Origin of the sequence: Actinomadura sp. KC216, assembly GCF_004348535.1 — a bacterium.
Classification (GTDB): Bacteria; Actinomycetota; Actinomycetes; order Streptosporangiales; family Streptosporangiaceae; genus Spirillospora.
In genome coordinates, this window is record NZ_SMJX01000217.1 from 1 (window position 1) to 14,418 (window position 14,418).

Sequence of the window (14,418 nt, forward strand, 5' to 3'; positions counted from 1 at the left end):
CCGTTCCCTGAGCCGCTGGTCCGGGACGGTGTGACCCGCCCGGGCAGGGCGGTCATCAACGCCGGTCCGTGCCCTGAGTAGGCTCGTTTCCTATGAAGGAGCCGCGGATCCTGTTCGTCCACGCCCATCCGGACGACGAGTCCATCGGGACCGGGGCGACCATGGCCAAGTACGCCGCCGAGGGCGCCCACGTCTGTCTCGTCACGTGCACGCTGGGCGAGGAGGGCGAGGTCATCCCGGAGGACCTGCGCCACCTGGCCTCCGACAAGGAGGACCGCCTCGGCGAGCACCGGATCGGTGAGCTCGCGGCGGCGTGCGCGGCGCTCGGCGTGAGCGACCACCGCTTCCTCGGCGGCCCGGGCCGCTGGCGCGACTCGGGGATGATGGGCGCGCCCACCAACGACGACCCGCGCTGCTTCTGGCGCGCCGACGTCGACACCGCGGCGGCCGACCTCGTCACCGTGATCCGGGACGTCCGGCCGCAGGTGATCGTCACCTATGACGAGCGCGGCAACTACGGCCACCCCGACCACATCCAGGCGCACCGCGTCGCATGGCGGGCGTTCGAGCTGGCCGCCGACCCCGCCCACGAGGACGGCGCCGAGCCGTGGCGGGTCGCGAAGTTCTACGCCTACGCCACGCCGCGGACCGTCCTCGCCCGCGCGATCGCCGTGATGCGGGAGGCGAAGCTGCCGTTCGCGCGCGTCGCCGGGCTGGACGACCTCGGGTCCGGCGTGCCCGACGGGCAGGTCACCACGGTCGTGGACGCCCGCGCGCACCTGCCCGCCAAGCTCGCCGCCCTGCGCGCCTACCGCACCCAGATCGTCGTGGCGCCCGAGCAGGCCGGGCCGTTCTTCGCGCTGTCGAACAACCTCGGCCAGCAGGCGTTCGGCACCGAGTACTTCATCCTCCAGGCCGGGAAGCCGGGCCCGGTCGGCCCCGGGCGCCGCGAGCGCGACCTGTTCGCCGGGCTGGAAGACCCGCCCGGCTGAGCGTCTCGATACCCTGAAGCCCGTGGACGAAGACGACGACGACACGCGGGTGAGCCTCGCCAAGCAGGGCCTTCCCGCGAACGGCGCGGGCCCGGGCGGCGCGGCCGGCCCGGGCGAGGCGGGGGCGGGCGAGGCGCCGGGAAGCCCGGTCCCGCCCGCGGGGGAGGACTCGCTCGACGCCGTCGTGTCCGGTGCCGCCTACGCGGTGCTCGGGCTGTTCGGTGCCGTGTACGGGCTGATCGGCTCGTTCGTCCAGGACTGGACGGTCGAGCGGGTGCCGGTCGCGTCGATCGTCCTCGTCCTGGTGCTGTTCGCCGCGGTGCGGCTCGCGGGCTGGGGGACCGGCGGCCGGACGGGCCCCGTCATCATCGCGCTCACCTGGCTGATCGTCGTCTTCGTCCTGTCGAACGAGGGCCCCGGCGGCGATCTCGTCATGCCGACGGAGCTGAGCGGCAAGACCAACTACGCCGGGTACGTCTACATCATCGGCGGGCTGGCGGCGGCCGTCCTCGCGATCCTGCGCGTCCGCCCCGCCGGGCCGTCCGGGCAGTGGCTCCTCGGCCGAGGGGGCCGCACCGACCGGTAGAGCGTTCCGGCCCGCCGCTCAGGTGGCGGCGTGCGCCGGTTTCGCGTCCGCGCCCGTGGGCGGCCCGGACCGGTGCCCGCGCAGCGCCAGGCAGGCCACGGCGCTGAGGAACATCACGCCGATCGGCAGGATCATCGCCGGCTTCATCGCGTGCACGAACCCGTGCGAGAACACCTGCGCGGCCAGGTCGTGGATGCGGTGCGCCACGTTCGGCGGGATGCCGGTCAGGATCTGCTGCTTCGCCCCGCTCTGCCCGGCGCCGACCTCCAGTCCGCCCTTCGCCGCCTCCGCGAACCCGCGCACGAATCCCGGGCGCACATCGGGCGGCAGGGCGGAGGAGCGGGCGGTCGCCTCGTCCCGCAGCGACGACGCGAGCCGGTTCTGCAGCAGCGCGCCGACCGCCGCCGCGCCGAGCACCGACCCGACCTGCCGGATCGTGTTGTTGACCCCGGACGCGGCGCCCGCGAGGCGCGGCGGGACGTGCCGGGTCGCCTCGGTGGCCATCGGCGCGAACACGCAGCCGATGCCGGTCCCCGCCACGGCGAGCGGGGCGATGAACGCCGCCCAGCCGCTGCCGACCTCGGCGACGGCCACGACCCAGAGCATCCCGGCGGCGTAGAGGATGAGCCCCGCCATCAGGATGTACTTGCCGCCGATGCGGTCGGACAGCCGCCCGGCGACGGGCGCCAGGAACATCGACATCACCGACGACGGCGCCAGCACGAGCCCCGCCTTGAGGGCGCTGAACCCCAGCACCGACTGCAGGTAGATCGTCAGCGGCAGGACCATGCCGATCATGCCGACCGAGACGGCCGCGCCGACGATGCTGAGGATCGTGAAGTTGCGGTCCCTGAACAGGGAGAACGGGACGAGCGGCTCCTCGTCCTGCCGGGTGCGCTGGTGCGCGGCGAACACCAGGAACAGGACGGCGCCCGCGGCGATCAGCCCCCAGATGACGGCGTTCCACTCGAACTTCTGGCCCTCGGTGAGCGCGAACGTCACGCAGAACAGGGCGGCGGACGCGAGCAGCACCCCGGTCAGGTCGAACCTGTGCCGGACGCCCGGCGTGTGGCCGGGCAGGATCGGCACGGCCATGGCCAGCACGAGCGCGCCGATCGGCAGGTTCACGAAGAAGATCCACCGCCAGTCGAGATGGGTGACCAGCAGCCCGCCGAGCGTGGGCCCGGCGATCGTGGACACCCCCGCCACCGCGCCCCAGACGCCGAGCGCGGTGCCGCGCCGGTCCGGCGGGAACACCCCGATGATGATCGACATGGTCTGCGGCATCAGCAGCGCGGCGCCGAGACCCTGGACGGCGCGGGCGGCGATGAGCTGCGCCGGGTCCTGTGCGATCCCGCACACCAGGCTGGCCAGCGTGAACAGCGCCACACCGGTGATGAACAGGTTCTTCTTGCCCCACAGGTCGCCGAGCCGGCCCGCGGTGATCAGCAGCACGGCCAGCACCAGGATGTAGGCGTTGATGATCCACAGGACCTGGTCGAGCGAGGCGTCCAGCTTCTCGGTGATGCTCGGGATCGCGATGTTCACGATCGTCAGGTCGAGCAGCGTCATGAAGAAGCCGAGCGAGAGCGTCAGCAGGATCGCCCAGGGATGTCCGCGCCATCTGCTCATGAACGACCCCCCGTGGAAACTCCGGCCTTCGGGCCGGGGCTCCCACTCGCCCTTCGGCGGGCGTGTCGCCGGCGGTCCGGTGCCCGGTCAGACTAATCCATGGGGACGACATCGATCACGTCGGACTATGTCCGAACATGTCGCCTGGCTCCCGGCCCGTCGGCGGGGGATCAGCGGACGGCGTCGACCGTGTTGCCCGCGCCGCTGCGGGCCACGTACTCGCCGACCCGGTCGTTCCGGACGGCCGTGAACAGCTCCCGCGCGCCCGCGTCGTCTAGGAGCACGACGCTCTGCTCGCCCCGCCGGTCCGTCCCCGCGACCGGGGTGGTCAGGTACTCCCGGGTCGACGTCCGCAGCAGCCGGTTCGCCAGCCCGCGCAGTGTGCCGGATGTCACGGAGTCGTCCACGGTCACCGACCGCGTCGCCGCCCGGATGAACCGGTCGATCTTGATCGGGTTGCGGGTGCCGAGCGCCTTCTCCGCCAGGGCGTGCAGGAACGCCTGCTGCCGCTTGATCCGGTCGAGGTCGCCGTCCGGGAGGTTCCAGCGCTGCCGGACGAAGTCCAGCGCCTCGACGCCGTCCAGGTGCTGGCGGCCCGCCTGCCAGGTGCGCTCGTGCTTCGGATCGTAGGTCGTCTTGGTGACGGTGACGTCCACGCCGCCGAGCGCGTCGGTCATCTGCACGAAGCCGCCGAAGTCGAGCGCCGCGTAGTGGTCGACGCGGACGCCCGTGAGCTGCTCCACCGTCCTGATCAGCAGCGCGGGCCCACCGAACGCGAACGCGGCGTTGATCTTCGTCGTGCCGTGCCCGGGGACGGGCACCCACCCGTCCCGCGGGATCGCGATCACCGACACCCGGTCGCCGCGCCCGGACAGGTGCACCAGCATGATCGCGTCGGCCCGCGCGCCCATCGAGGGGATGTCCGCACGCCGGTCGGACCCGATCAGCAGCCAGTTCTCGCCGCCCCCGCCGGGCGCGGGCCGCCCGCCCCGCGACGGCAGCGCCCCGGCGATGCGCCGCACGTCCCCGTCGTAGGTGCGCTGCAGCAGGTAGAGGCCGCCTCCGACGAGCAGCAGGAGGCCCAGCGCCACCGCACCGCACCCGATGATGACCTGGCGCCTACTCCTGTTCCGCAGCATCCGCCCAGCCTGCACGCCGGGCCGGGCCCGCCGCCCGCGCCGGGCGGATGGAGGGGCGAGTCTTTGACGAGATTCGGGTTTGCTCTGACCAACGGGCCGGACACTAGCCCTTGAGGGCGACCTCCAGCTGGTCGAGGGCCCAGTCGAGGTCTTCGCGCTCGATGGTGAGCGGTGGGGCGAGGCGGAGCGTCGTCTCGTGCGTCTCCTTGACGAGGACGCCGAGCTCCATGAGGCGCTCGCTGACCGGACGGGCCTTGCCGTGGAGCTCCACGCCCGCCCACAGGCCGCGCCCGCGGACCTCGCGGGCGATGTCGGCGGGCAGCCGGCCGAGGCGCTCGTGCATGTGCGCGCCGAGCGTCCTGGACCGTTCCTGGTACTCGCCCGTCTTCAGCATCGCGACGACCTCACGGCCGATGGCGCAGGCGAGCGGGTTGCCGCCGAACGTGGAGCCGTGCTGGCCAGGCCGGAACACGCCGAGGATGTCGGCGTCCGCGACGACCGCGGAGACCGGCAGGATCCCGCCGCCGAGGGCCTTGCCGAGGATGTAGACGTCCGGGATGACGTCCTCGTGCTCGCAGGCGAAGGTGGCGCCAGTGCGGCCGAGGCCCGACTGGATCTCGTCCGCGATCATCAGGGTGCCGTTCGCGGTGCACAGGTCCCGCACCGCGCGCAGGAACCCGCTGGGCGGGACGTTCACGCCCGCCTCGCCCTGGATCGGCTCGATCAGCACGCCGACGGTCGAGCCGTCCATCGCGGCCTTCAGCGCCTCGACGTCGCCGTACGGGACGGTGCGGAAGCCGGGCGTGTAGGGGCCGTAGGAGTCCTTGGCGTCGGCGTCGGTGGAGAAGCTGACGATCGTGGTGGTGCGGCCGTGGAAGTTGCCCTCGAACGTGACGATGTTCGCCTGGTCCGCCGGGACGCCCTTGACCTCGTAGCCCCACTTGCGGGCGGTCTTCAGGGCGGTCTCGACGCCCTCGGCGCCGCTGTTCATCGGCAGCACCATGTCCTTGCCGCACAGCTCGGCGAGCTCGGTGACGAACGGCCCGAAGTTGTCGTGGTCGAACGCGCGGCTCACCAGCGTGACGCGGTCCATCTGCCGCTTGGCGGCCTCGGTGAGGCGCGGGTTCCGGTGCCCGAAGTTCACCGCGGAGTAGGCGGCCAGCATGTCGAGGTAGCGGTGCCCCTCGACGTCGGTGAGCCACACGCCCTCGGCCTCGGCGATCACGATCGGGAGCGGATGGTAGTTGTGGGCGCTGTGCTCGTCGGACAGCGCCCGCAGCTCGGCGGACCGCGCGGGCGGCTTCTGGGTCGGCGTCACGACGCTCCTTCACGGCTCGGCCCGGCCGGTCGGGGCCCGGGCATGGCTGGAACACCGGACGGCGGTCCGGTACCTGGAGGGAAGGGGCCGGGCGGGTCGGGTGGCCGCCGGTCCGATATCCAGCGTATGTTCGGGATCGACCGTCGACCAATGACGAAAACCGACTTCGGGGGTGTTATTTGTTGCGTCTTGACGAGCTGGACCGTCGAATCGTTGCACGGCTCCTGGAGGACGGGCGGGCCTCGTACGCGCAGATCGGGGACAAGGTCGGGCTGTCGGCTCCGGCGGTGAAGCGGCGCGTCGACCGGCTCCGCGCGGACGGCGTCATCACCGGCTTCGCGGCCGTCGTCGACCCGGCGGCGCTCGGCTGGACGACCGAGGCGTTCATCGAGATCTTCTGCACGGGTGCGACGTCCCCGGAGGAGATCTACTCAAGCGTCCGGGGGCATCCGGAGGTCGTGGCGGCGTACACGATCAGCGGCGACGCCAGCGCCCTGGTGCACGTGCGGGCCCGTGACATCCAGCACCTGGAGCAGGCGCTCGAACGGCTGCGGCGCGAGGACAACATCACGGCGACGAAGACGGCGATCGTCCTCTCCCGGCTGATCGGCCGCCCCATCGACGCGCCGTCGCGGTGAGCCGCCGAGCGTCCGGCATGATCGCCTCGACCGGGCTGGCACATCCCGGCCAGACCGGCGTCCGGTGCCCTGACCTGGACGAATTGTCCGACATGCCATGCCTTACGTCACAAGATCGGCTAAGTCGGCCATAGCCGGGCGTATCCCCCTCTCTTTACCTTCTCCCCGCAACCCACCTGAGGCAGGGGAGACATGCGCGCCAAGAACATGCTGGTGGTTCCCGCGGCGGCGATCGGGCTGGTCGTGGGGCTCGCCGCCCTACCGGCCGCCGCCGCGCCGCCGAGTCCGCCCATCCCGAAACCCACCGCCAACCCGTGGCAGATGCGGCACTGGCCGCAGACGCAGCCGTGGCAGCGCGCCCAGCCGTCCCCGCACAGCTTCGCGCACGGCGCCCCGCGTCCGATCGACCCGCAGAACTTCGAGATGCCCGAGACGATGACCTGGGACGACTACAAGAAGATCCCGGGCACCAACTGGGCCGACCCGTCGAAGAAGGGCTCGGTCAAGACCTTCAACGGCGCCGTCGTGCTGGTCGACTACGCCAACCAGCCGTTCGTGGTGACGCAGCCGAAGAACTCCACGATCTTCGGCAATCCGGTCGGCGTCGGGGACGTCCCGCGCGACAAGGTCGCCAAGTTCTACGAGGACTTCCTCAACAAGCCGAACGAGCTCAACCGCGGCCACACCCTCCACGAGTACTGGATGGAGGACTCCGGCGGCCGGTTCGGCGTGAACCTCACCGGGTTCGGCGCCTACCAGATGCCCGCCAAGGACCACGAGTACGGCGTGGACGGCATGCAGGGCGGGACGGGCTGCCCCGCCGGCGACACGTGCAACCGCGACCTCCGCAAGGACGCGCGGGCCGCCTGGATCGCCGACGTCGGCGAGGAGACGGCGAAGAAGTTCGACTTCGTGTTCTTCCTCAGCGCCGGGCAGGACGAGTCGTCCACCTGGCAGGAGTTCGGGGAGATGAAGTTCGGCACGAAGGAGAACGTGCCCGCAGAATGGGGTCCGGGCGACCCGGGCCTGACGAACTGGGTGCGCACCCGGTACATCCCCTGGACGTCCTGGCAGGCGGGCTCCACCATCTGGCCGAACGCCATCTTCGGCGAGTCGTCCACGCAGGCGGAGAGCTCCGGCATGTCGGTCTTCGCCCACGAGTTCAGCCACATCCTCGGCATCGCCGACAACTACAACAACCCGTACAGCAACCCGCCGCGCCGCGCCTACAGCGGCATCTGGGACATGCTCAGCCGCGGCACGTTCAACGGGCCCGGCGGCCCCCACAGCCGGTGGACGATCCCGGCGACCGGCGGCGGCTCCATGGGCGCCCAGCACATGCTGCGCAACAAGCTGAAGCTCGAAATGGTCGACCCGAACCACGTGCTTCAACTCGACCGGGAGGGGCTGGCCTCGTCCGGCACGGTCGTCGCGCGGGTGACGGCCCGGGCCGTCGTGCCCGGCAAGGGCGGCCTGACCGGCATCAACCTCAAGCTCGGCGCCGGCGGCGACAAGAGCCCGAAGTGCGACCCCAAGACCGACCCCCTGTGCGACGAGGGCGGCTACGACAACTACACGCTTGAAGTCGTCGACCGGATGGGCACCGACTCCTTCACCCCGGACTCCGGCGTCCTGCTCGCGAAGACCAAGGACAAGGACGACGCCCCGTTCATCTGGGTGAAGGACGCCAACCCGCAGGACATCGACAAGGTCGACTTCGTCCTGCCGGACGGCACCCCGAAGAAGATGACGATCGGTGACTACCGGCAGCTGTCCGACGCCCTGTTCCACGCGGGGACGAACTCCGGCAGCGAGTACGAGTACGTCGACGAGGCCAACCGGCTGCACTTCTACGTCCTCGACCTGGAGCGCGACCGCAAGGGCGTCCTGTCGTACACGGTCGCGATCCGGTCGCTGGACGGCGCCGGCCCGCAGCGTCGCGGCGTCCAGCTCGGCAACGGCCAGGCCCGGCCGACCGGCTCCGGCTGGATGAAGTGCACGGTGACGCTCCAGAACAAGGGCAACGGCGGCACCGGCTACTACGGCTCCGACGTGTTCCGGCTCAAGGCCGGCGTGCCGGGCGGCGGCTGGACGACCTGGCTGCCGAACGAGCTGGCCACCGCCAAGGCGAAGGGCGCCACCCAGGTCGACGTGTGGGCCAAGCCCGAGCCGGGCCCCTACCACCGGCGGGCGTCCCTGCAGCTGACGGCGATCTCCGAGAGCGACCCGTCGAAGTCCGACACCGGGACGTGCAAGCTCGCTAGATAGGGGGATTTACCGGACGGGGCGGCCTCCGGGCCGTCCCGTCCGCCGTTTCCGTGTTTGCCGCCTCGTGGGCGACGCCTGGGGCGGGCCGGTGGTTCACTCGCGCGACGTAATGGTGCGCGAAAACTAAGTTGCATCTTCCAAGGTCATCCGTTCACCGGGGCCGGCCCCAAGCCGGGTTACGTTGCGGAATGTGACCATCACTCAGCGTACAGTGACCATCCCTCGCCGCCGCCGGGACGGTGCGGCGGCCGTGGTGGCCGTCCCGTTGGCCGCGCTCGCGGCGAGCCTCGTCCAGGTGCCGCCCGCGCAGGCGTCCGCGCCGCCCGCGTTTTCGTCGGCGGCCGTGGCGGCCCCGAATCTCCGTGACTTCGATCTGCGCCGTGGCTCCGACCGCGGCGGCCCGCTCCGCGCGCTCGGCGGCAGGCTGGAACGCAGCAGCGTCGACGAGCTGCTCAACGCGTCCGGTCAGCGTCGGCTCGGCCGCGGCTGCGGGAAGCCGGCGGCCGTGCCCGCCCGCTCCCTCGTGTACTGCTTCGACCGGGCGGACAGCGCGACCGGGAAATGGGTCCCGCAGGGCGTCACGAGCATCTCGGACGCGGTGGCGGGCGAGCGGACGCCGGGCGGCGGCAGGCCCCTGCTCGTGTCCTGGCACGACGGCGGCAAGGTCAGGCTGACGTTCGTCAACCCCGCCAAGCGCACGTACCGGCACGTCCTGCTCGTCTACCCAACGATGAAGGGCGGGCGGCCGACCTACACCGACGTTGACGTCCACGCAGGAGGCATCGCCTGGTACGGCCCCAAGCTATACGTGGCGGACACGCGCCACGGCGTCCGCGAATTCGACGTGCGGCAGATATTCGACCTGGGCAAGAGCAAGGCGGGCTCGACGGGCCACGCGGGGCGGGTCGGGCTGCACGGCAAGAAGTACTACGGCCACGGCCACCGCTACGTGATGGCACAGACGGGCAGCTGGCATTTCGCCCGCGGCAGCAGCGGCGGGAAATGCCGGGGCTCGGGCCCGCTGCGCATGTCATGGGTCGCCATCGACCGCACGACGTGGCGGCACGTCCTCATCGCGGGCGAGTACTGCAAGCCGAAGGCGCCGCGCGGGCGCGTGGTCACCTGGCCGCTGTGGGGGCTGTCCGGGTCGGGCACCGTCCGCGCCGACTGGGCCGCCGGCCTGCCGGGCGACAGGATCCAGGGCGGCGTCAGGACGAAGGGCCGCTGGTGGTTCACCCAGGGCAGGGGCCAGAAGCGCGGACGTCTCCTCACGACGTCCATGGACTGGATGGAGTGGGGCCGCGTCAGCCACCGCACCATCTCGCACGGCCCCGAGGACCTGTCCTGCTACCGCGGCCAGCACCGCATCTGGACGATCGCCGAGCACGCTCGCAAGCGCGCCCTGTGGAGCTTCCCGGCCGACTCCTGCTCCTGACCGCCTGACGGTCGGACCGCCACGGACCGGGTCGGCGCGGTGAGCTCCCCGCGCCGACCCTCCGGCCTCCTGTTCAGGCGTTCACCTTCGGACGCGGCCGGGCTTCGGCGGACGTGACCGTCCGGTCGCGGGTGTGGGCGAGAGCGACCGCACCCAGTGCCAGCACGCCCAGAACGGCCCCGATCCACGCCGTGGACGCGAGCCCGGCGCCCGCGTCGATCGCGCGCCCGCCGAGCCACGGACCGGCCGTGATCCCGACGTTGAACGCGACGACGTTCCCGGCCGCGACCAGCGTCGCCGAGCCTTCGACGATCCCGAACGCCCGCGAGTTGAGCGTGGGATTCGTCCCGAACCCGACCAGGCCCAGCAGGAACACCAGCGCCACCGTCGGCGCGGGCGACTCGGCGACCAGCGCCAGCCCCACCGACACCAGGACGAGCCCGCCGAACCCCGCGTACAGGGTCGGGACGCCCCGCGCGTCGGCCGTCCGCCCGCCGGCCGTGATGCCGATGAGCGCGCCCGCCCCGTACAGGGCCAGCACCGCGGGCACCCACGCCTCCGCGATGCGGGTCGTCTCCTCCAGCAGGGCGCCCAGATAGCTGAACGTGACCATGAGCCCGCTCGTGGCCAGGGCGATCGTCCCGTACAGCAGCCACAGCCTGGGGACGGCGACCGCGCGCAACTCGTCCCGCATACGCGGGGCCTCGCGTTCCGAGCGCCCGGCGGGGACCGTCGCCGCCACCCCCGCCATCGCGGCCACCGACATCGCCGCGACCGCCCAGAACGCCGCCCGCCAGCCGAGATGCTGCCCGATGACCGTCCCGGCCGGGAGCCCCACGATCGCCGCGACCGTGAGCCCGCCCGCGACGATCCCCATCGCCCGCCCGCGCGCGTTCGCCGGGACGAGCCCGATCGCCGTCGCCGCCGCCACCGCCCAGAACCCGGCATAGACGAACGCGCCGACGACCCGCGTCGCGAACAGCACCCAGTAGTCGGACGTCAGCGCGCCGATCACGTGGGTCACGGCGAACGCGGCGAGGAACGCCAGCAGGGCGCGCCGGTGCGGCCAGCGCAGCGTCAGGACGGCGAGCACCGGCGCACCGGCGAGCATCCCGATCGCGAACGCCGAGATCAGCAGCCCTGCCTGCGGGACGGACACGCCGAGATCGTCCGCCATGCCGGGCAGCAGCCCCGCCAGCATCAGCTCCGAGGTCCCCTGCGCGAAGATCGCCATCCCGAGCACGAAGACGGCCAGTGGCATCGGTTCTCGCCTCCCTGTATTGGACGGTTCAGTTCAAAATTCGGTCGTGGAAAAGGCGGGCCGAGGCCCGCCGGGTCGGCTCAGATGGCGTCCATGGCCGTGTCGGCGATCGAGGTCAGCGTGCTCCTGCCGGCGCCACCGCGCGCCACGACCCGCATGCCGCTGACCGTCGAGACGATGAAGTGCGCCAGCGCCCGCGCGTCCTTGCTCCGGTCGATCTCCCCGGTCCGCATGCCTTCCTTGACGGCGGCGGTCAGCGCCGTCAGCCGCCGCCGCTCGTCCCGCGCGATCCGCTCGGCGATCGCCTCGTCGCGCGGCGCCATCTCCACCATCGTGTTGACGACCAGGCATCCGGCCGGATCGCCCGGCTCGGGCTCGACGGCCCATTCCAGGATCGTCCGCAGGCGCTCGCGCACCGGGCGGCCCCCGTCCTCCAAGACCTGGATGATGTTGGACGTCTTGATGTCCATGTAGCGGGCGAGGGCCTTCTCGAACAGGTCGTGCTTGCTCTTGAAGGTGTTGTAGATGCTGCTGCGTCCGAGGCCGGTGGCGTTGCACAGCTCCTGCGTGGACGTCGCTTCGTAGCCGTCCGCCCAGAACGCCCGCATGGCGGCCTCGACCGCCCGCTCCTCCTCGAACTTCCTCGGCCGCGCCATGCGCTCAAGGTAACACGTTCTGGACCGTCCGATCCAATACGCCTCAGGTGGGCATCTGCAGCCGGACACTCCGCCAGCGGCCACTGCGCGCCAGCACGCCATACCCCTGCGGGAGCGGCCCGCGCAGGTCGGAGGGCAGGCCCCACAGATCGGCTTCCCAGCAGTCCGTGCTTCCCGTCAGCAGCACCGAAGCGTCGGCGAGACGCAGCGCCTGGACCAGAGGATCCGCGGGCTCGCCCTCGCTGGTCTGCGAACGGGAGACCACCAGATGGAGCCCCGCCCCGAAACGCGGGCCGAGAAGGGGAAGGAGCCGTGAAAGCGGGTCGTCCTTGGGCGACCACCTGCGGTTCCTCACGAACAGATAGAACTCGCGACCCCACCCGGCGGCACCATGCCGATTAAGCCCCTGGACGGCCTCCCGGAGATGGCGGCCGATCTCCACGGCGCGCGAGTCGTCGCCTCCTCCCGAATCCGTTTCCTCGGGCTCCCAGGAAATGCGGTCGTTGCCCTCCAGGGTGTTGATCAGCGCGTCGGTGTGGGTTTCGATCTCCCGGTGCAGGTACTGGAGCAGCCTCGTCCGTCCCGAGCCGGGCGGGCCGGAGATCAGCAGATGCCGACCGGCGGTGAAATCCACCAGAACGGGCTCTCCGGTGTCGGCCTCCACGCCGATGGGAATCCGCGTGTGCACGACCGGTTCGGGCCGTTCCTCGTACTCGGCCATTGTGTCGCTGAGCCGCGCACGGAGTTCGGCGAGCCCGTCATTGCGGAGTTGGAGTTCCAACCTGGTCCTCGCGCGTTCGAGGAAGTCATCGAGGGCGGATGCGGAGGGCTCTGCCGCCACCATGAACGGGCGCGGGGCCTCGCCTCCTACCAGGAGGTACGCCGTCCGCTCGTCCGCGAAGGGAAGGTTCGCCTGTCCGAGGACGCGCTGAAGTTCGGCGGGCGGCAGGAGGCTCGCCGCGATCCGCCATTCGAGGAGCGGCCGAAACCGATCCCACATCGTGGTGTTCTCCACGCTGGTCGAGGACAGCAGCAGTTGAACACCGAGGGCCTTGCCCCGCTGGGCGAGTGCGAGGAGCCCTTCGCCCACCTCACGCCTGCTGGACGGAAAGGTCAGCGAAATGTCCGCCACCACGAGCAGCCGCGGCGGGCTCACGGGCGGTCTCGGCGCGTCCGGGGAGAGGAGCTCCTCCACCATGCTTTCGGGCGCTCCCTCTGCGGCCCGCGCATCGAGCTCATCCGTGAGAAATCTGAGGAACTCCTGGAGCTTCTCGGGTCGGCCCAGCAATTCGTCCTCGGAGTAGACGACATGCGGCAGCGCGATGGGATCCCCGAGTGGATGCTCGCCCAGTCCCGCGAAGGCGATGATGACTTCCGAGGGAGAGGAAGTCGCGGCGAGCGCGAGCGCAATGGCCCGGACGACCCGTTGCCGAGCCGCGGTCTCGCCCACGACCAGCCCATGCGGAAGACCCGACGAAAGATCGAGCGGGTGCAGGCTGACGGCGTTTCCATCAGCGTCATAGCCGATGGCCGGTTCCCGGGGCTCGGACGCGGGACGATCCCAACTCTCCTCGAATCTTCCGTTCGGGCCGCCGTTCAGTCTCAGCACGTCGGTTTCCGGGGCGATGTCAGGTCGCGGCGCCATGTGGGTCGGAGCCGGGCTTGTCGGGGGCTCCGTCCGCCACGGGAGCCTGCTTGCCCGAGGACCGCGCTGACGCATCCGTTCCACGATGGGATCGCTCACATCGAGAGAGATCCGTGCGGTCCGGAGGCTGAAATGGGTTTTCTGTTCGGTTCGGAGGGAGGCGAAGTTGACGCCATCCTCCGCTGCGGGGAAATCGGCACGCCATCCAGTGAGCTGGGCCAGGCGCGGCGACAGTGGAGAAGCTTCCGGAGAGGAGAGGATGAACAGGATTCCCTGAGCTGGTCCTGCTTCGCAGAGGCTGACGATGGGTTCGAGCATGTCGTGCCGCGCCTCAAAGAGCGGCTCCGCATTGTCGAGGATCACGATCAGGGCGGGCAGCGGGTCGAGCGACCGCCCGTTGGCGATAGCAGCCTGGTAGTCATCCCACGTTGCGACCTCGGCCGCCTGGAGGATGGTCTCGCGGCGCCTTCGCTCGGTTTCCAGTACCCACGGCAATTGGCTCATCAGCGATGAGTCCGTTGATGTCGTGTGTACCGCTGTGGCGACGTGGGGGAGGCTCCCCAGGCCGACGAAGGAAGCACCGCCAGAGAAATCGACGAATGAGAAGGTGACCGTGCTCGGCGAATAGGTGAGGGCGAGGCTGAGCACGATTGTCCGGAGCAGGGCGTCGCGATCGGCTCTCGGACCGAAGATCAGCCCGAGCCGGTTGCCCGTACCGTGGCGGAGTATGTCGATCCAGACCGTTTCGTCGTTGCCGTCCACGCCGATGAGGGTCGGATGCGGGGGGCGGTGGTCCCAGTCGTCGCCGAGCAGTTCGTCGACGGGGGTGTCGAGGAGGTCCAGGAGGT

Annotated in this window: 11 protein-coding genes; 5 read left to right on the plus strand and 6 right to left on the minus strand. The window is 71.0% G+C overall.

Features of this window, described 5'->3' with window-relative positions:
- Window positions 1-92: 92 nt before the first annotated feature.
- Entirely contained in the window at window positions 93-992 is a 900-nt protein-coding gene (mshB, locus tag E1264_RS29575) for an N-acetyl-1-D-myo-inositol-2-amino-2-deoxy-alpha-D-glucopyranoside deacetylase (protein WP_132178736.1), read from the plus strand.
- A 22-nt stretch (window positions 993-1,014) separates the two neighbouring features.
- Window positions 1,015-1,578 (plus strand): DUF6113 family protein, encoded by a 564-nt coding sequence (locus tag E1264_RS29580; RefSeq protein ID WP_132178737.1) that lies wholly within the window; start codon window positions 1,015-1,017, stop codon window positions 1,576-1,578.
- Between the two features lie 18 nt (window positions 1,579-1,596).
- Here the strand turns inward: E1264_RS29580 and E1264_RS29585 are convergent, their stop codons facing one another.
- The 3 genes from E1264_RS29585 to rocD all read right to left on the minus strand — a co-directional run bounded on the left by E1264_RS29585 (window position 1,597) and on the right by rocD (window position 5,667).
- The gene (locus E1264_RS29585) at window positions 1,597-3,210 is read right to left on the minus strand and encodes a DHA2 family efflux MFS transporter permease subunit (protein ID WP_132178738.1); all 1,614 of its coding nucleotides are present in this window, start codon (window positions 3,208-3,210) and stop codon (window positions 1,597-1,599) included.
- Between the two features lie 170 nt (window positions 3,211-3,380).
- Window positions 3,381-4,349 carry an LCP family protein gene (locus E1264_RS29590; protein WP_132178739.1) on the minus strand — a complete coding sequence of 323 codons (969 nt, stop codon included), beginning with the start codon at window positions 4,347-4,349 and terminating at the stop codon, window positions 3,381-3,383.
- 103 nt (window positions 4,350-4,452) lie between these two features.
- A complete protein-coding gene (rocD, locus tag E1264_RS29595; protein ID WP_165964448.1) occupies window positions 4,453-5,667 on the minus strand; it encodes an ornithine--oxo-acid transaminase in 1,215 nt (404 codons plus the stop codon).
- Between the two features lie 182 nt (window positions 5,668-5,849).
- Between rocD and E1264_RS29600 the strand changes: the two genes are divergently transcribed.
- The 3 genes from E1264_RS29600 (at window position 5,850) to E1264_RS29610 (ending at window position 10,008) form a co-directional block, all read left to right on the plus strand.
- Entirely contained in the window at window positions 5,850-6,305 is a 456-nt protein-coding gene (locus tag E1264_RS29600) for an Lrp/AsnC family transcriptional regulator (RefSeq protein WP_132178740.1), read from the plus strand.
- A gap of 192 nt (window positions 6,306-6,497) precedes the next feature.
- Window positions 6,498-8,573 carry a M6 family metalloprotease domain-containing protein gene (locus E1264_RS29605; RefSeq protein WP_243711242.1) on the plus strand — a complete coding sequence of 692 codons (2,076 nt, stop codon included), beginning with the start codon at window positions 6,498-6,500 and terminating at the stop codon, window positions 8,571-8,573.
- A gap of 211 nt (window positions 8,574-8,784) precedes the next feature.
- Window positions 8,785-10,008 (plus strand): hypothetical protein, encoded by a 1,224-nt coding sequence (locus E1264_RS29610; protein WP_132178741.1) that lies wholly within the window; start codon window positions 8,785-8,787, stop codon window positions 10,006-10,008.
- 73 nt (window positions 10,009-10,081) lie between these two features.
- Here E1264_RS29610 and E1264_RS29615 read toward each other — a convergent pair whose 3' ends face one another.
- The 3 genes from E1264_RS29615 to E1264_RS29625 form a co-directional block, all read right to left on the minus strand.
- The gene (locus E1264_RS29615; RefSeq protein WP_132178742.1) at window positions 10,082-11,269 is read right to left on the minus strand and encodes a Cmx/CmrA family chloramphenicol efflux MFS transporter; all 1,188 of its coding nucleotides are present in this window, start codon (window positions 11,267-11,269) and stop codon (window positions 10,082-10,084) included.
- 80 nt (window positions 11,270-11,349) lie between these two features.
- Complete coding sequence (locus E1264_RS29620) at window positions 11,350-11,925, minus strand: TetR/AcrR family transcriptional regulator (protein WP_132178743.1); 576 nt, start codon at window positions 11,923-11,925, stop codon at window positions 11,350-11,352.
- 43 nt (window positions 11,926-11,968) lie between these two features.
- Window positions 11,969-14,418: FtsK/SpoIIIE domain-containing protein (locus tag E1264_RS29625; protein WP_132178744.1), on the minus strand; the 2,450-nt coding region annotated here is incomplete at its 5' end.